14 protein-coding genes and 2 pseudogenes are annotated in these 17,775 nt (G+C 67.7%); 7 read left to right on the top strand and 9 right to left on the bottom strand.

Features of this window, described 5'->3' with window-relative positions; all coding sequences use genetic code 11:
• Window positions 1–50: 50 nt before the first annotated feature.
• The 4 genes from AB4Z46_RS27495 (at window position 51) to AB4Z46_RS27480 (ending at window position 3,993) form a co-directional block, all read left to right on the top strand.
• The gene (locus tag AB4Z46_RS27495; RefSeq protein ID WP_442286728.1) at window positions 51–443 is read left to right on the top strand and encodes a nuclear transport factor 2 family protein; all 393 of its coding nucleotides are present in this window, start codon (window positions 51–53) and stop codon (window positions 441–443) included.
• A gap of 23 nt (window positions 444–466) precedes the next feature.
• Window positions 467–1,411 (top strand): helix-turn-helix domain-containing protein, encoded by a 945-nt coding sequence (locus AB4Z46_RS27490; RefSeq protein ID WP_442286727.1) that lies wholly within the window; start codon window positions 467–469, stop codon window positions 1,409–1,411.
• 133 nt (window positions 1,412–1,544) lie between these two features.
• A complete protein-coding gene (locus tag AB4Z46_RS27485; protein ID WP_442286726.1) occupies window positions 1,545–2,711 on the top strand; it encodes a serine hydrolase domain-containing protein in 1,167 nt (388 codons plus the stop codon).
• A gap of 64 nt (window positions 2,712–2,775) precedes the next feature.
• Window positions 2,776–3,993 (top strand): pyridoxal-phosphate-dependent aminotransferase family protein, encoded by a 1,218-nt coding sequence (locus AB4Z46_RS27480; protein ID WP_442286725.1) that lies wholly within the window; start codon window positions 2,776–2,778, stop codon window positions 3,991–3,993.
• A gap of 33 nt (window positions 3,994–4,026) precedes the next feature.
• Here the strand turns inward: AB4Z46_RS27480 and AB4Z46_RS27475 are convergent, their stop codons facing one another.
• A complete protein-coding gene (locus tag AB4Z46_RS27475) occupies window positions 4,027–5,340 on the bottom strand; it encodes a lytic murein transglycosylase (RefSeq protein ID WP_442286724.1) in 1,314 nt (437 codons plus the stop codon).
• A 169-nt stretch (window positions 5,341–5,509) separates the two neighbouring features.
• Between AB4Z46_RS27475 and AB4Z46_RS27470 the strand changes: the two genes are divergently transcribed.
• Window positions 5,510–5,728 carry a hypothetical protein gene (locus AB4Z46_RS27470; RefSeq protein WP_442286723.1) on the top strand — a complete coding sequence of 73 codons (219 nt, stop codon included), beginning with the start codon at window positions 5,510–5,512 and terminating at the stop codon, window positions 5,726–5,728.
• A 72-nt stretch (window positions 5,729–5,800) separates the two neighbouring features.
• Window positions 5,801–5,944 (top strand): annotated as a pseudogene (locus tag AB4Z46_RS27465) (SDR family oxidoreductase); the annotation flags it as partial.
• A 1,276-nt stretch (window positions 5,945–7,220) separates the two neighbouring features.
• Here the strand turns inward: AB4Z46_RS27465 and AB4Z46_RS27460 are convergent.
• Window positions 7,221–8,651 (bottom strand): FAD-binding oxidoreductase, encoded by a 1,431-nt coding sequence (locus tag AB4Z46_RS27460; protein ID WP_442286722.1) that lies wholly within the window; start codon window positions 8,649–8,651, stop codon window positions 7,221–7,223.
• Window positions 8,652–8,855: 204 nt separating this feature from the next.
• Between AB4Z46_RS27460 and AB4Z46_RS27455 the strand changes: the two genes are divergently transcribed.
• A complete protein-coding gene (locus tag AB4Z46_RS27455; RefSeq protein ID WP_442286721.1) occupies window positions 8,856–9,872 on the top strand; it encodes an AraC family transcriptional regulator in 1,017 nt (338 codons plus the stop codon).
• 115 nt (window positions 9,873–9,987) lie between these two features.
• On the opposite strand, the gene AB4Z46_RS27450 is transcribed toward AB4Z46_RS27455, so the two are convergent.
• The 7 genes and pseudogenes from AB4Z46_RS27450 to AB4Z46_RS27420 form a co-directional block, all read right to left on the bottom strand.
• On the bottom strand, window positions 9,988–11,379 hold the full coding sequence (locus tag AB4Z46_RS27450) for an amidase (protein ID WP_442286720.1): 1,392 nt from the start codon (window positions 11,377–11,379) through the stop codon (window positions 9,988–9,990).
• Between the two features lie 35 nt (window positions 11,380–11,414).
• Window positions 11,415–12,425: an ABC transporter permease gene (locus AB4Z46_RS27445; protein WP_442286719.1), complete on the bottom strand. Its 1,011-nt coding sequence runs from the start codon at window positions 12,423–12,425 to the stop codon at window positions 11,415–11,417.
• Entirely contained in the window at window positions 12,422–14,902 is a 2,481-nt protein-coding gene (locus tag AB4Z46_RS27440) for an ATP-binding cassette domain-containing protein (RefSeq protein ID WP_442286718.1), read from the bottom strand. The genes AB4Z46_RS27445 and AB4Z46_RS27440 overlap by 4 nt, the downstream gene beginning before the upstream one ends.
• A 34-nt stretch (window positions 14,903–14,936) precedes the next feature.
• Window positions 14,937–16,043, bottom strand: a complete 1,107-nt coding sequence (locus AB4Z46_RS27435) for a substrate-binding domain-containing protein (RefSeq protein ID WP_442286717.1) — start codon at window positions 16,041–16,043, stop codon at window positions 14,937–14,939.
• Window positions 16,040–16,291 (bottom strand): hypothetical protein, encoded by a 252-nt coding sequence (locus AB4Z46_RS27430; protein WP_442286716.1) that lies wholly within the window; start codon window positions 16,289–16,291, stop codon window positions 16,040–16,042. Before AB4Z46_RS27430 ends, AB4Z46_RS27435 begins: the two co-directional genes overlap by 4 nt.
• Before the next feature lie 224 nt (window positions 16,292–16,515).
• Complete coding sequence (locus AB4Z46_RS27425) at window positions 16,516–17,466, bottom strand: helix-turn-helix domain-containing protein (protein ID WP_442286715.1); 951 nt, start codon at window positions 17,464–17,466, stop codon at window positions 16,516–16,518.
• Between the two features lie 143 nt (window positions 17,467–17,609).
• Window positions 17,610–17,775 (bottom strand): annotated as a pseudogene (locus AB4Z46_RS27420) (MBL fold metallo-hydrolase); the annotation flags it as partial.

Raw genomic sequence — 17,775 nt, 5'->3', positions numbered from 1 at the left:
GGTCCGGGGCAGAGTCGCGGCCTCATCCGCATTGTTGGGGGAAACCGCTCATGTCATCCAGCCCGATCGCCGCCTGGCATCAACTCGTCAAGGAACGCAACGCGCAGGGACTCGACGCCCTTCTTGCGGACGAAGCGACTTTCCATTCGCCGGTGGTCCACACGCCCCAGGTCGGCAAGGCCATCACGAAGAAGTACCTCGCCGCGGCCTTCCAGGTCTTCTTCGACCCGTCGTTCCGCTACGTTCGAGAGCTCGCGGGCGAGCGCGACGCGGTGCTCGAGTTCGAACTCGAACTGGAGGGCATCCGCATCAACGGCGTCGACATGATCAAGTGGAACGACGAAGGCAAGATCACCGAGTTCAAGGTGATGCTGCGGCCCCTGAAGGCGGTCAACCTGATCCATCAGAAGATGGCGGCGATGCTGCAGGCGAGCCAGCAATAGGCCGGCGGCTGGAAGGAGGATGCATGCGAGCCTTGCACTTCAGATCCACGGAGGAGGTTGCGCCCGACCAGCGGGCGCGCTATTGGCGGGACTCGGTCCACCAGTCGGTCGTGGAGATGGATCTGGTTCCGACCGAGCCGCATGAGTTCTTCGGTCGGATCGAGCTGTGCCCGCTCGCACGCATCGTGCCGTTCCAGGTGCAGGGATCGCCCCAGCGCGTGAGCCGCGACCCCGTGGAGATCGCCCGGGGCGACAAGAACGCCTACTACCTCATCTCGCAGCCTCTTGGCGCGTGGCGCATCCGGCACGCCGGCCACGACCACCTGGTGCAGCCGGGCGAGTCGGTCCTTGTCGACTCGCGGATTCCATACGAATTCGTGTTCGGTGCGGGGCTGGACGATCTGTCCGTGGAGATGCCGATCGGCTGGCTGGAACGCTGGATTCCCGACCCGGCCAGGCTCATCGGCAGGCCGCTGCAGGCCACCGGCGGCTGGGGCCTCGCCTTGCGAGGCGCCAAGGAAGCCCTGGTCCCCCGTGCACTGGCCCGCTTGCCGCTGCCCGACGAACTGGTGGAAGACCAGCTCGGCGCGCTGCTCGCATTGGCCAGCGGCTGCGAAAGGCTCGATGCCAGGGTGCCACGCGGTCCCTTCGAACGCGGCGTCGAGGCGATCCGCGCGCGTCTGTCGGAGCCAGGGCTGGTCGCGTCGGACATCGCGCGCGACAGCGGGGTTTCGCTGCGCAGCCTGCACCGTGCCTTCGCGGCGCACCAGCACACCTTCGCCGGAACGCTGATGCAGGTGCGCATCGACGAGGCCGCCAGGCTGATGGTCGAGCGCAGATTCAGGCACCTGACGATTGCCGAGATCGGGCGGCGCTGCGGCTTCCTCGACGGCTCGCACTTTGCCCGCCAGTTCCGGCGTCTGCGCCACGTCGGCCCGCGCGACTTCCGCGCGTCCGCGGGGCTCTGAGGTCCGCGCGATGCCCGTGCGGCTGGCACGAACAGACCGACACACGGGCACGCAGCGGCGCATTGCGACCGGTTCGCGTTCCTAGACTCCTCGCGTATCGGCCCCGCATCGAGGGCCGTGACAAGGAGACAGAATGAACGACGAACTCGACGAATTGATCCGCAGCGCTGTGGCGCGCGAAGACCTGCCATTCGCAGTGGCCATGATCGGCAACAGCGACGGCACCCTATGGAGCGGCAGCGCAGGCGAGGCCAAGCCGGGCCGCGCCGCCGGGGAAGACACCGTCTTTCGCATCTTCTCGATGACCAAGGCGATCGGTGGCCTGGCCGCGATGCTGCTCGTGGACCGCGGCAAGCTGTCGCTCGACGCCGAGGTCGAATCGCTGCTGCCCGAGTTTGCCCGGATGCGGCTGCTGGAGTCCATCGGCCCGGAGGGCCCGGTGTTGCGCACGCCGGCGCGTCGCGCCACGGTGCGCCAGCTCGCGACCCACACCTCCGGCCTCACGTACGAGTTCTGGAATCCGCTCATTTCGCGCTACCAGCAGGCCACCGGCTCGCCCGGCGTTCTGGCGGGCACCAAGGCGGCGATGTTCTACCCGCTGACCTTCGAGCCCGGCGAGCGTTGGGACTACGGCATCGGCATCGACTGGCTCGGACTCGTCGTGCAGGCTGTCGACGGCCGGCGCATCGACCAGTTCTGTCGCGAGGAGATCCTGGAACCCCTGGGCATGCGCGATACCGCCTTCGAGCCGGACCGGTCCATGGACGACCGGCTCGCCGGTGTCAAGATCCGCGGCGCGGATGGTCGATTCGCCGACTTTGCGATCTCGCCGCCGCCGAACCCGGAGGTGTACGGCATGGGCCATGCTTTGTACGCCACGGCCGGCGACTACCTGCGCTTTCTGCGCATGGTGCTCAACCGCGGCGCGCTCGACGGCCGTCGCCTTCTCAGCGAGAACGGCGTGGCAACGATGCTGTCCAATCACATCGGCGCGCTGCAGGTGCCGCCGCTCAAGACGGCGGCACCGGCGATCAGCGCCGACGTGGACCTGCTGCCCGGCACGCGCAAGACGCACGGGATTGCGTTCATGCGCTTCGAGGATGGCGCACCCGGCATGCGCGGCCCGGGATCGCAGGGGTGGGCCGGTGTGCTCAACACCCACTACTGGATCGATCCCGTGCGCGACATCGCGGCGGTCCTGATGACGCAGTCGCTGCCGTTCGGCGAGCCCCGCTTCCTGGCCACGTACGAAGCCTTCGAGCGTGCGACCTACCGGCACGCGCGCCGGTACCCCGGGTAGACTGCCAGTCGCATGCCCCGGAATTCATGCGACTGCACCCAAGAAACCCTCCACAAGCAAGCTCGTGACCTATCTGCCTCCGCCGCACATCAGTCCTCTCGAAAGCATCCTGCCGGACGAACCCCTGTTGATGATGGGCGCCGGCCCGGTGCCGATTCCCCATCGCGTCGCGTATGCGAACTCCATCGTCATCAATCACCTGGGAGAGACCATGAGCAAGGTCATCGAGCAGGTGAAGAACATGGGGCGCTACGTGTTCCAGACCGCCTCGCCGCATGTGCTGGGCGTGGCGGGCCCCGGGTCGGCCGCGATGGAAATGGCCATCACCAATCTGGTGGCCCCGGGCACGAGCGTCCTCAGCGTCACCAACGGCTTTTTCAGCCAGCGCATGGCGGAGATGGCGCGCCGGGTCGGCGGCAGTGTCGACGTGCTCACGGTCGAGGACAACGTCAGCGCCCGGCCCGCCCTGATCGAAGCGCGCCTGCGCACCCGCAAGTACGACGTGCTGACCATCGTCCAGGGCGAGACATCGAACACGGTCCTCAACCGGGACCTGCAGGACATCGCGCGAATTGCGAAGGCGCACGGATGCCTGGTCATCGTGGATGCCGTGTGCACGCTGAGCACCATGCCGCTCGACATGGACCACTGGCAGATCGATGCCGTCATCACCGGGGGCCAGAAGGGCCTGTCTTCGATCCCGGGCGTGTCGCTGCTTGCGTTTTCCCGAAGCGCCTGGGAGTCCATCGAACGGCGCCAGGACCATTTGCCGCACTGGTGCCTGGACGCGAAGCTGGCGGACAAGTTCTGGAACCAGAGCTCCTACCACTACACCGCGCCGGTGTCGGGCATCCTCGCGCTGCACGAGGCACTCCGCCTGGTCTGCGAAGAGACCCTGTCCGCCCGCTTCCGGCGGCATCGTGTCTGTTCCGAGGCGCTCCAGACCGGCATCGAAGCGATGGGCCTGACGCTGCTGGTCGAGGCACCCTCCCGCCTGAACTCGGTGGTTGGCATCAACGTGCCCGCCGCCGTGGTGGCGGACCGCGTCCGGGGCCACATGTCGAGCACGCACAAGGTGGAGATTTCAGGCTCGTTCGGCCTCAACATCCTGCGCATCGGGCAGATGGGCGAGCAATGCAGGGAACACCATCTCTTTCGCACCCTGCATGCGCTGGGGCTGAGCATGGAGGCCAACGGCGCAGCTCTCAATGTCCCTGCCGGAATGGCCGCCTTGGAGCGGAGACTTTCGGAACGCGGCGACAGGCCGGCGGGTCCGGTGTAGCCGGAACCCGCAGGCGCCGAATCACGGCGGCGGTTAGGGCTCGCGCAAGCGCTGGAGCACGGCCGCGCTCGGGTAGCCGTCCGCGGGCAGGCCGACGCTGCGCTGATACCGGCGAATCCCGTCGCGGGTGGCCGGCCCCATCATGCCGTCGGGCGTGCCGGCGGCAAAACCGCGCTGGTTCAATGCGGTCTGCAGTTCCAGCAGCTGACTGCGCGACAGCGCCGTCAGATCGCGCGGCCAGGGCGCCTGCACGCCGGGGCCGCCGGTCAGCCGCTGTGAAAGAAGACCGACCGCGAGCGCATAGCTGGTCGAGTTGTTGTAGCGCAGGATCGCGCGGAAATTGGGTCCGACCAGGAAGGCCGGGCCGCGCGCCCCCGCAGGCAGCAGGATCGAGCCATCGGCAAAGTCCGGCAATGGCCGGCCGTCCGCGCTTCGCAGGCCCTCGGCGGCCCATTGCGCGCTGGACTGACGCACGGCGGCATCCGCGCGACCGTGGTCGAAGCCCGCCGGCAACTGCACCTCGACGCCCCAGGGCTGGCCCGCCTTCCAGCCCGACTTCGAGAGGAAGTTGGCGGTCGACGCCGTGACGTCGGCCATGCTGCCCCAGATGTCGCGCCGGCCGTCGCCGTCGGCGTCCACCGCGTAGGCCAGGAAGTTCGACGGCAGGAACTGCGTCTGGCCCATGGCACCCGCCCAGGAGCCGATCATGTGGTCGCGGTCGATGTCGCCCCGGTCGAGGATCTTCAAGGCCGCGAGCAATTCACGGCGCGCCCATTCCTCGCGGCGGCCCTCGAAGCCCAGGGTCGCCAGCGCGTCGATGGTCGGGGTGCTGCCATAGTTGCTGCCGTAGTTGCTCTCCATGCCCCAGATCGCGACCACGATGCCGGGCGGGACGCCGTAGCGCGCGGCCGCCGCATCGGCTTCGCCGCGAATCTGCAGCAGCTTGTCCTGGCCCAGCGCGACGCGCTGGGCCGTCACGGTGTTGTCGAGGTAGTCCCAGGGCGTGCGCGTGAACTCGGGCTGGGCACGATCCAGTTCGACGACGCGTGGCAGGTACTGCACGTTGTCGAACGCAGCGCGAAGCGTTGCCTCGCTGATGCCGGCTTCGCGCGCGCTGGCGCGGAAGTCCGCGACCCAGCGTGCGAATCCTTGTGGGAGCGCCGTATCGTCCGCGCCCGCGGGCCTCGGGGCCGGGAGCGGCATCGCCGGTCGAGCGGCTGCGGCCGGACCGGTCGGCGGTGTCGGTGCGGTCGACGGCGCGGAGGCGCAGCCCGCCAGGACGGCGGCTGCCAGGGCAGCAGCGCCAAGCGCGCGGATGCGTAGCTGCGGAAGATGGTGTCGGTGCATGGCGCTGATTTTCGCCTGCTGACGTCGACGAAGGCCACGGGCAGCCGAAAGTCCAGCCGGGCCTAGTCCGAACAGTCGGGCCATAGGCCGTCTGCTTTCTTGCAGATCGAGGGAATGCCAACCAATATCCGCCGTGCCGATCCGATCCTGGCGAGGCAGAGGAGATTTCATGCACCCATGTCTTTCCCGGTCGCTTGCCGCCGCCGGACTCGTCGCCGCCCTGGGCGTGAGCGGCTGTGGCCAGCACACGGTGCAGGCCGGGCCATCGCCGACACGCACCGAAGGCGAGGCCGAAAAGCTCGCCGTCTACATCGGCGACAAGTTCGCCGACGCCGAAGCGGCGCTGGCGCGCCAACCCGACGAAGGACCTGCCGCGCCCAGCTTCTGAGAGTTGCCGGCGTTCCATAGCGGGGTCTGGAACCAGATCGAGCAAGGCAACCCGAAGTTCTTCGCCGAAGCACTCGCGCTCAATCCGACCGGCCGCATGGGCACGCCCCAGGAAATGGCGAACGCCGCGGTGTTTCTCGCGAGCCCGGCGGCGAGCTTCATCACCGGCACCCACTTGGTCGTCGACGGCGCGTTGACGCGCGGGGTGCAGTATTGAGCGACGCGATCGAGGCCGCCGAGGATCGACGCCCTGCGCAGCCGTCGGGCCGGCTTGCGGAGGCGCTCGACGGCCTCCAGCAGGGTCAGGTTGAGCACGTCGCGCTGCGCATGACTGCCGCCGAGCCGGTGGGCCAGCGCCGGCAGGCTCGCCAGCAGCGTGGTGGCGAGGGCGTTGTCCCCGCGTCCGAACGCGATCAGCGCGCGGCACGATGAAAGACCGAGCTGCCGTGTCGTTTCGCCGTGGCGCGTCGGCAGCGACTGCGCCCGGAGCAACGCCAGCTCGAGGCGCCGCGCCCGGTCCCAGTCGCGGGCACCGACGAATGCCAGCGTCGCGTGCAGGTCGCTGAAGCTGCAGAAGCCGTCGTCGATGTGCGGGTCCCACGCGGCCGCGAGCTCGGTCCAGCGCGTGCCCGTTTCGCCGCCGCAGAGTTCGATCCGCCAAAGCAGTGCGGCGGCGTCGATCAAGTCGGCGATCTGGTTCGAGGGAGCGGCCCAGACCCGCCGGTCGTACAACGCCAGCGCTTCGTCGACCCGGCCCTGCGCCAGCCGGAACAGCGCCAGATGCCACCAGCAGTGGCTCGCCACGACGGTGTGCTCGCCCCAGCAGTCGAAGTGCGCGTTCAGCCAGCGGACGCCCGCGTCGGGCCGTTCGGTCATCTCGAACACATGCGCCAGCACATGGTGCGCCCGGGCGTCCATCGGATTCAGGGCCAGCGCCGCGTGGGCGAACGCCTCGGCGCGTTCGTACTCGCCGCCTTCCTCGAGCCCGAAGGCATGCATCGCCAGCACGGCGTGGTAGCCCGGAAGATCGCGCGACCAGGCCGGCAGCACCGTCGCCACGCGATGGCTCATGCGCGCGGCATCGCCGGTGACGTAGTCGAGCATGTGCGCCACCTGCAGCGCCAGCACATCCCGCGGCTCCAGTCGAAGCAACTCGCCGAGCCTCTCCTTGGCGCCTTCGTAGTCGTCGTCGATCGCCGCGGCGATCGCGGCAAGATGCAGCCGCTCGCGCCGGTTGGCCGGCAGCCCGGCGGCGCGCGCAAGCACCGGCCGCGCCGATTGCACGCGTCGCGGATCGCGGCCGCCGATCAGCAGGTAGGCCTGCAGCACATGTGCCATCACGAAGGCAGGCGACTCCCGCAGCGCCATGGCAAGTTCCGCGTCGACGCCGCCGCGCCAGCTCTGGAAGGCGGCGAGCGCTCGCTCGTACGCCACCAGGGCGGACGGTGTGGCGCCGGTGGTCCGGCATCCGCGGTCGTCGACGCAACTCATGGCTAGGCCTGGCCCGCAGGCGCGATGTTCAGGTTCATGCGGAACAGGTTGCCCGGGTCGAAGCGCTGCTTCAGGGCCTGGAGCCGTTCATGGTTCGCGCCATAGCTCGCGGCAACGCGCTCGGCCTCGTCCTCGGTCAGGAAGTTCACGTAGCCGCTTCCGGTGGCGTGCGGCGCGGCCTCCTCGAAGGCCCGGCGCGCCCAGGCACGCACCCGCTCATCGTCGCCCGCGTCGGACCAGCGGCCATGCACGTTCATGATGTAGTGCGCATCGCGGCCGACAAAGGCCGTGGCCGCAGGCTTCACGCGCGCCATCGCACCGCCGAGTTGCGCGATGAAGATCTCGCACTCCGGTCCCGGCAGGCGGTTGACGGATTCGATCACGACGTCGAGCGCCTGGTCGGTCAGCCGGTTGAAGTTGTTCGACTTCCAGTAGTTGCGGCTGCCGGCGGCCAGCAGCGGGTCGAAGGCGGTCTGGAACCCGGCATAGGGCGTGGGCCCCAGCGCGGTACCGATCGGATCGCCGAACTTCAGCACCGGGGCGGCCGCACGCTCGCCGGCCGCGACGTCGCCACAGTAGACGAGCGGAAAGACCACCACCTCGGTGCCGTGGGCCGACGCCGGAAGGAACGGCAGCGGCGGCGCCTTGCGCATCACCGCCCAGACGCTCAGTTCATCGGGCGCGCCGGTGTTGAAGTCGCGCCACGCGCGCAGCACCTGCCGGGCCTGTGCGAACGGGTAGACGACCAGGCCGGCGTAGAGCTCGGGCCCCACCGGATGCAGCTGGAACTCGAACGACGTCACCACGCCGAAGTTGCCGCCGCCGCCGCGCAAGGCCCAGAACAGGTCGGGCTCGGAAGTGGCGGAGGCGACGCGCACGGTGCCGTCAGCGGTCACCACCGTGGCGCTCAGCAGGTTGTCGACGGTCATGCCATAGCGGCGTGTCAGCCAGCCGAAGCCTCCCCCGAGGGTGAGTCCCGCAACGCCGGTGGTGGAATTGATGCCGAGCGGCGTCGCCAGGCCGTGGGCTTGCGATTCGCGATCGAGGTCGCCGAGCAACGAGCCGGCGGCGACACGCGCGGTCCGCTTCGCAGCGTCGATCTGGACCGTCCGCATGGCCGAGAGGTCGAGCATGAGTCCGCCTTCGGCCACCGCGTTGCCCGCGATGTGATGGCCGCCGCCGCGCACGCTCAGGAGCATCCGGTGGGCGGCGGCGAAACGCACGCCGGCCTGCACATCGCCTTCCGTGAGGCAGCGGGCGATCAGCCCGGGGCGGCGATCGATGGTCCCGTTCCAGACCTTGCGGGCTTCGTCATACCCGGCATCGGCCATCCCGAGCACGCCTCCACTGATCTGCGCGGCGAATGCATCGACGTCCGCCTGCCGGACTTGCCGGACGTCCTTGTCCAGCGTAAGGTAAGTCAAAGACTGCATGGAGTGCTCCTGAAATGAATGCATTGAGGGACATGCCGCCGCGCCTCGGTCGCAACGGGTGGACCCATTCTTTTTTCCTGCGCGATCCGGCGCTTGACCGCGGGTCCTCGGCACTTGATTGCGCGTCCTTCTTTGTTCGCGCGCGATGCTCGGGGTTGACCGAGCGTCCGGCCGCCTTGACCGAAGCGCCGCGGTGACCCCCCGATGAGCCAGGACACGCTGTCGGATGTGCTGCGCGGCGTGCGCCTGCGCGGCGCGGTGTTCTTCAGCATCAGCGGCAACAGCGAGTGGGCCGCAGAGGCTCCGTCGGCGAAGGAACTCGCGCCCCTGCTGATGCACGGCGTCGACCATGTGATCGAGTACCACGCGGTCGCGCAGGGCAGCTGCTGGGCCGGGATTCCCGGCGGGCCGTCGGTGCAGCTTTTCGCCGGCGATGTCGTGATGTTCCCGCACGGGGATGCCCACGTGGTGTCGAGCGCGCCCGGAATGCGCGGCGACAGCGATTTCAGCTGGTTCCCCGGCGCGCACGCGCAAGTCGATCAACTGCCTCTGCGCCTTGCCTACAACGGCCGGAACGTCGTGCATTCGGCGCCGCCCGATCCGGATGCGGACGCGACCATCGTCTGCGGGTTCCTCGGTTGCGACCTGCAGCCTTTCAATCCGCTGATCGCTGCGCTGCCCCACCTGATGCACTTGCGCGCCACCGAGGGCGACGCCTGGATCGCGAAGTTCACCCAGCAGGCGGTGGCCGAGTCGCATGCGCGGCGTCCAGGCGGCGAGGCGATGCTCGCGCGCATGAGCGAAATGATGTTCGTGGATGCCGTGCGTCGCTACGCCGACCACCTGCCCGCGCAGAGCGCGGGCTGGCTTGCGGGCTTGCGCGACCGCTATGTCGGCCGGACGCTCGCATTGATCCACGAGCAGCCCGCGCAGGACTGGACCATCGACGAACTCGGACGGTGCGTCGGTCTCTCGCGCTCGGCACTGCACGAACGCTTCGTCCACCTGATCGGCATGCCGCCGATCCACTATCTGGCGCTATGGCGCGTGCAGGCGGCGGCGCGCCAGCTGCTCGAAACCCGCGCCACGGTCGCCGCGATTGCGCTCGACGTCGGCTACGAATCCGAAGCGGCGTTCGCGCGGGCCTTCAAACGCCTGGTCGGCATGCCGCCCGGCGCATGGCGGCGGGAACGCGATGCGCGCGCCGAGTTGGCGCAATAGCCCGGTGCGCTGTGAGCAAGGGCGTGCTCGATGCCGCGCAGTCCATGGCCGTCGAACTTCCAGCGTGCAGCGTGCCGCCCGACGTGTCGGTCTATTTATGAATAGCGCGAGCAGTTCACGATGACGGATGCACGTGGTGCCAGCCCGTGTTCATCTGAAAGGCGTGTCCAGCCGAGAGCAATTGCGCCTCCGCAAACCGCCGCCCGATCAGTTGAAAGACGATGGGGGTGCGTTCCGCGGTGAATCCGCAAGGCAGCACGATGCCCGGATGGCCCGACATGTTGAAGGGGCACGTGAAGCGATGCAGCCCCGCGATGAGGTCGTCATCGATCCGCGACATGCGCTCCAAGCTCGGCGCGGGGAAGGAAAGCACTGGCAGCGCGATCAGGTCCACCCGCTCGAACACCGCATCCAGTGCGCGCGAGAACGCATCGCGCCGCTGCAGCAGACGCTGGTGCTGCAATGCCGTCATGGAATGCCCCATCTTGAGCAAGTCGGCCAGGGCCGGCCCGTACTCCGCCTCACGGGACGGGTACGTGCCTTCATGCGCGAGCGCCGTTTCCACCGCACAGACGCCGAACCAATCCCAGATCATGTCGTTGCCATCGGGAAGCCGCACCGGCTGGAGCGATGCGCCCAGGTCCTCGAGCGTGGCGAGCGCCCCGTCGAGCGCGTACGACGTCCCTTCGTCGACGCCTTCCCGCACCCAGGCCTCGTCCAGACCGATCCGGAGCTCTCGCACGCCCTGGTCCAGGGACTGCAGATAGTCCGGAACCGGCTGGTGAGACGCAGTGCTGTCCTGGGGGTCGGCTCCGGCAATCGCGCCCAGCATGACAGCGGCATCCGCTGCGCTTCGTGCGATGGTCCCGACATGATCCAGGCTCGCGGCCAGCTCGAACACGCCATGCCGGCTGACGCGTCCCCACGTCGGTTTCAGACCGGTCACTCCGCTCGCCGCAGAGGGCAACTTGATCGAGCCGCCGGTCTCGGACGCCAATGCGGCGAAGCACAGGCCGGCGGCCACCGCGACGCCGCTGCCGCTGGACGATGCGCCGGACCAGAACGATCCATTCCACGGATTGCGCGGCGCGTCGTAGGGCGGGCGATGCTCTGCATAGACGCCTTCAGTCAGGGTGAGCTTGCCAAGAAGCACGGCTCCCGCCTCTCTCAGGCGACGCACGACGGTCGCATCTTCCGCGCCTGTGAATCCCTGATGCATCGCCATCCCGGCAGCGGTAGGAACACCCTTGGTCCAGAAGATGTCCTTGATCGCGATGGGTACGCCGTGCAAAGGGCCACGCCATCTCCCCGCCGCGATGTCTCTTTCCGCCGCACGGGCGCTCTCCATGGCGGAATCGGCCATGACGCGAACATAGGCGTGAAGCCGCGGATCCACCTCGTCGATTCGGCCCAGCATGGCCGCTGTGATCTCGACGGGCGAAACCTGCTTCGAGCGGATGAGCCGGGCAAGGTCCCTCAGCTCCAGATAGTGCAGACCTTCCGCCATTTGAGGGGCGGCTTCGGAAGTTGGCGAGCGCATTTTCAGTGTCTTCTCTTGAAGAGCGAGGGAAGCAGGCGAATGGTGGTCGCGAGCAGGATCGCGAGTGCCTGCACCAGGAGCTGCACGGCGGGGCCCGCGCCCAGCGCCAGAACCAGTTGGCCAAGCTGAGCCATGAAGAGGGCGGCGACGCCGCTTGCGACCACGCTGCCTCGGCCACCCGTGAAGGGCGTGCCGCCCACCACCACGGCAGCGATGGCAGGCAGCAAATAGTCGTTGCCGGCCGTATGGGACGCATTGCCGATGTAGCCCGCCAGAAGGATCCCCGCCACGGCGAAGCAAAGGCCGGAGACCACATAGGCGCCGATCTGGTATCGGAGGACCGCGATGCCGGCCGCCGACGCCGCGCGCGGATTCACGCCGACGCCGACGAAACGGCGACCCAGGGGCGTGCGCCTGGTCATGACGGCAACCACGGCAATGAACAGCACGGCCAGCCAAAGGCTGTTGGGCAATCCGAGCAGGCTTGAATGGGAAAAGGCCTGGATGCTCTCAGGTGCCGAGATCGGCGCGTTGCCGGTCAGGGATCGCACCCCGCCGATCAGCAGAGCGTTGACGGCGAGCGTCGCCACCAGGGGCGTGATGTTCAGCCGCGCGCACAGGAATCCGTTGGCGGCCCCGACAACGGCCCCGCAGATCAAGGCCCCGCCGACGGCCACGATCGTCGAGCCGCTGGCATAGCCGAATACCGCGGCCAGTACGCCCGCCAGCGAGACCATGCCGGCTGCCGACATGTCGAGACCGCGCTGCTGGATCACGACCGTCTCGCCGGTGGCGACGAGTGCCAGGATGCCGGCGAAGGGCAGCATCGCCAGGAGCGACCCCTTCGTCAACGTGCCGGGTGCGAGCCATGCGCTGATCGCGAACAGGACGACGGTTCCGACCCAGATCCAGCCGAACTCGCCGACCCGCGGGGAACGGCTGCGTCGCCCGACCTGGACTGAAGCCACGCTGGACTTCGCCGCACTCAGAGTGTTCGGGATCGTGGTGTTCATCGTGCCACCGCCATTTCACGGCTCTTGGAGTACAACGCGACGGAGGCCAGGATCATCCCGCCGAGCAGGTAGGCCTGCCAGGCGTCGGTGAGCCCCAGGAAGGTGGTGACGACGTTGACCTGGGTGATCAGGAGCGCGCCGAGCAGCGCACCGACAAAGGAACCCCGGCCGCCGAAAAGACTCGCCCCGCCGATCACCACGGCAGCGATGCTGGCCAAGGTGTAGTTCACCCCCGCCGTCGCGTCCCCGGAACCCACCTGCGCCATCATGAGGATCGCGGCGATACCCGCGAGCAGCGAACAACCCATGTACGCCGCCATCATCGTCCACCGGGGATGGATGCCCGCGACGCGTGCCGCCTCGGGCTTCGAACCGAAGCCGCGAAAGGACAGGCCCCATCTGCTTCGGAACAAGCCGAACTCCAGAAGCAAGGCCAGGACACCGACCGCGATCATCGCGACGGGCACGAAGCCGATGCTCGCGCCGATCCCCTCCATCACGTCGTCCGCGATCAATCCGCCAGGCACCGGTCGCAAGATCAGCGAAACCGCCTGGACCGCCATGTAGGTCGCCAGCGTGGCCACCATGGGGTGCAGGCCGACCGGATCGACCAGGAGCCAGTTCAGGAACCCCACAGCCAGCGCGACGCCCAACACCAGCGCCCAGCCGATCGCCTGCTGTCCGGCGCCCGCATCCGTGACCAGGAAGAAGGACTGCACGACGACCACCAGACCCATGAGCGGCCCCACGGAGAGATCGATACCACCCACCAGCATGAGCAGTTGCTGGCCGAAGGCGACGAGCGCGAGCGTTGCGATCAGTGGGAGCACGCCGCTCCAGTTTCGCGCGGTCAGATAGAACTCGTTGACCGCCGCTGCATAGGCGCCGAGCAGCAGCACGGCAAGTGTCAGCATCACGATCGGCGCCAGATCGCCGGACGCCCATTTCCAGAATCCCGAGACCCCGCCGGGCGCACGCTCGCGAACCGTCGTCGAGGTCAGAACTGCCGACGTGATGTTGTGCTCGGACACCTCCGCCCCCGCCAGCTCCTTCGCGATCTTTCCACGCGAGAAGATGAGGACCCGGTCGCACAAGCCGGCGACTTCATGGGCATCCGACGAAACGACGACGATCCCGACGCCGCTCGCGGCGGTCGCTCGCAGCGTCTTGTAGATCTCCATCCGGGCGCCGACGTCGACCCCCTGCGTAGGCTCGTCGACCAGCATCACCACCGGTTGGCTCGCCAGCACGCTCGCCAGCACCAGCTTTTGCTGATTCCCGCCCGACAAAGATCCGATCGGCGTCTCCGTCGTCGGCGTCTTGACGGCGAACCGCGCCACGGCGTCGCGCGTACGCCGGCTCTCGCTTCGCTTGCTCAGCAGGCCGCCGACCAGGTCAAGGCCGAGGCTGCGCATCGAGAAGTTCTCCCGCACCGACAGTTCGGCGAAGATCCCTTCGCGATGACGGTCGCCGGGCAGGAGCCGGATGCCTGCCGCCGCCGCATCGTCCGGCGTGCGAATGCGCACCGCCCGCCCGTCGACTTCCAGGAGCCCCTTGGAGGTGACGATGCCGGAGAGTGCGCGCAGCAGTTCGCGTTGCCCGTTGCCGTCGATGCCGGCCAGCCCGACGATCTCACCCCGCCCCACCCGCATGGCGACGTTGGCGAAGCCGGGGCCGTCGAGGGCATCGACGCGAAGCGCCACGCCCGCCTGGGGAGCGACGGCCTTCGCCGGAAATTCGCGATCGAGCTCTCCACCCACGATGAGTTCGACGATCTGCTGCTCGCTCAGGCTCGAAGCGTCGTAGGTGCCCTGGCCCTGTCCATCGCGCAGCACGGTCAGGCGGTCGGCGATCTGCTGCACCTCGCGGATGCGGTGCGAGATGTACACGACACACGCGCCCCTGGCCGTCACCGCGCGAACGTGCTTGAACAAGCGATCGACGTCCTCGGCCAGGAGATGCTCCGTCGGCTCGTCCAGCACCAGAACCATGGGCTCGGCCGCCAGCGCCTTCACGATCTCCACGATGAAGCGATGCTCCGGACCCAGCGTCACGACACGGTCGCGAGGATCGATGGCGACGTCGTCGCTCCAGCGCCTGAGCAATCCGGTCGCCCAAGGAGCGAGCTGCGAGAGCGACGGGCGGCAACGCAGCGGCACGCCGAGATAGAGGTTCTCCGCGACCGTCAGGTCCGGCATCAGTGCCGGCTCCTGCCGGACGATCGCCAGGCCGAGTTCGCGAGCGAGCTCCGGATCGCCGCGCACGATGCGCGCGCAGAGCGTGACCGCCCCGCCGTCGGCCATCAGGGCTCCCGACGCCACGCCCATCAAGGTGGACTTCCCTGCGCCGTTCTCACCGACCAGGCCGTGCACTTCGCCTGCGCGGACCGAGAAGGTCACGGCATCGAGCGCCTTGACGCCTGGGAACAGCTTGGTCACGCCGTCCAGCTGGAGCAGGGTTTCGTTACTTGGATTCATCACCGTGGAGCCTCGTCGCCATCACGCTCGCGCATCACTTCTTGAAAAGCGCGTTCAGCTTGTCCGTCGGCAAGCCCGACGACAGGTCCGCGTCCGGCGGAGCCGTCGGATCGCACTTGGGGTCCAGGCCCTTGGCGCTGTCGATGTAGAGGTACGGCACGACGCCCGCCGATTCGGGGTTGCTCGTGCCCTGGTACTCGGCCATGCCGCGACGCAGCGCATAGCGCACGGTCGACGTGGTTCCGTCCAGCGAAAAGTACGGCCAGGACTTGCCCGCCTTCTTGGCCTGCAGGTACTTGCAGTTGATGTCGTTGTTGCTCGCCAGCGTGGCCTGAACCGGAATCGGCAGTCCCGCCTGTTCGAAGGCCTTGATGGCCGCCAGCGTCGTGACACCGTAGTCCGAGGCAATGCCGTCGATCTTTCCGTGTTTGGCGATCAGGCCCGCGACGGCCTTCTGGCCGTCCGCCGGATTCCAGTTGGTCACGATGTAGTTGGTATCCACCAGCTTCAGGCCAGGATACTTCTTGAGCTGGCCCGAGAAGCCATCCATGAAGCGTTGCGAGGACGTGGCGCCTGCAGTGCCGCCCAGAAAGACGACATTGCCGGTCTTCAGGTTCGCACCCATCCAGTCGGCCCAGATCTGACCCACGCGAACCTGGTCTTGATAGACGTTGGCCGCATAGTCCTTGCCAGGCATACCTGCAATCTTGGAAAAGTACGGCACGACGGTCACCCCGGCCTTCTGCGCCTTGCGCACTGCGGGCAGCATCGCGTCACCGAAGTCGGTGAACGCAATCAGCACGTTGACACCCTGCGCAACCATGCTGTTGATGTCGCTGTTGCCCTTTTGCTGGTCGCCGTTCGCGTTGGCGTAGATGATCTTCGTGATGTTCTTGCACTTGGAAGCCTCGTCGCGAAACTCGGCCTCGGCGATCTTGCGCCAGGTGTCGCCGCCGTATCCGTCGGTGAGACCGACGACCGTCGGCTTGGTCCCGCACAACGTGGACATGTCGACGCCCTTGCCCATGGTGACGGATTCCTGGGCGTCGGCCAGACCACTGAGGGACAGTGCGGCGAATGCTGCGCCGAGCGCGGCTGCGCGTGCGCCGCGACGGTAGGTCTGGATGAGGGCTTCGTTCATTGGAAATCTCCTTGGTGCGGGTGAATGACATCGGACGGATCGATGGGGCTGGCGCTGAACAACAGAACAATGTCGGTGTCGACGCCTCGAAGGAACTGCACGCTGTGCGGACCACCGGGCATCGCCAATGGCACGACGCCCGAGACGATGGCCCGGCGCAGCACGTAGTCACACAGCTGTCGCTGCACCGCCACCCTGCAGGCGGCTCCCGTCGCATGGAGCACCTTTCCATCGACGTCAAGGACCATGGCCCCGGTACATTGCGCAGTCACAGCCGCTGTGTTCCTTCGGTTCGTTGGTGTCCTCCGGCGCTTCGTGCCAGCGGCCCGGGACCGAGGAACAACCTTGGGGTGAACTTTAGGAATTGCCGGCGGCCAGCGCTCGCCTGCGTCGGTCAATTGCACTTGCCTGAGACAGGCAGAACGGACTCGTCAGCCAGCGGGCTGCCTGCCCGCCCCGGACGGACTCAGGCTCAGGGCGTCGTCGCGCCGCGGCTCCCGATCAGGGTATGGGGCGAGTGCCCGAATCGGGCCTTGAAGCTGCGGCTGAAGTGGGAGAAGCTGCTGAACCCACAGGAGAGCGCAACTTCGGTGACCTGCCTGGCACGTCCCTCGACCAGGGTGCGGTGCGCCGCTTCGAGCCGCTGCTCCCATAGCCATCGCATGACGGTGGTCCCGTGACCTGAGAACAGTCGCGCCAGCGTGCTGCTTGAAACGCAGAGCGCCGCAGCGATGCGGTCGACGTCCAGTTCTGGATCGTCCAGATTGGCCCGGATGCAGTCCTGCGCGCGCCGCAACAGCATGGTGCGGCGGTCGGGCGCCGCGTCCGCCCCTGCGAGTTCCACATCCATCGCCGCCGAAATCACATCGACGATCGACGTTCCCACTTTCGCCGCCGCAGCGCCGTCGACCAAGTCGAGCGTGGCGGCATTGCGGACCATGCTCGCCGCCAGGCCGCCGAGCGGAGTCTTCCCGTCGATCACCAGCGAGGTCATCCGTTCGACCTCCGGCACGCGCGCCAGCATCGCGCGGCGCGGAATCTTCAGGAGCACCATCCGGTAGCGCTCCGGGAACGCATAGGAGAAGGACTGCGCCGTGTCGTAGACGACCAGATCGCCTGGACGCTGGAGCGCCATCCTGCCGCGCTGCTGCAGATGGCCTTCGCCTTCGCACAACACGCTGAGAAGGAAGTCGTCGCTCGGCGACGAGCGCACGTCGGAGGACGCGCGCTCGTATCGCAGCGGCTCGCAGTCGATGTGGCTGAGCTCGATGCACCCGAGTGACGTCCGCGACAACTGTGCGTTGAACGCACCGGGACGCACAGGCTTGGTCTCCGCACGACAGAAGTTTCGGCAGATTTCTTCATGCCAGTACGAGAAGCGCTCGCTTTCGCGAACGGTCGAAGCATCAAAGTGGGTCAACATCAACGAGGCTCCAGGATTGCCTGATTCGCATGCAAGCGGGATGACCCCATCATCGTAGCCGTATCGCGAGAGGCCACCGATATGCCGAGGTCCGCTCGCCACCACGCGCGACCCACGGCCCATACCGGTTGCGAGCCGGACGCTCAACCCTCGAGCGTCCTCCACATGTCGACGTCGCGCTCGGCGGTCCAGATGCGCGGGTCGGCATGGCCCGAGGCCTCGTCGTAGGCACGGCTGACGTCGAAGGGCATGCAGTGGTCGAAGATCACCCAGTGGCCGTACTTGGGCTTGAGCCTGGCGTAGGTCTCC

Source organism: Variovorax sp. M-6, assembly GCF_052114385.1.
Classification (GTDB): domain Bacteria; phylum Pseudomonadota; class Gammaproteobacteria; order Burkholderiales; family Burkholderiaceae_C; genus Variovorax.
The sequence above is the reverse complement of the archived record's forward strand: the minus strand, read 5'-3'. Positions and strand labels throughout refer to the sequence as shown.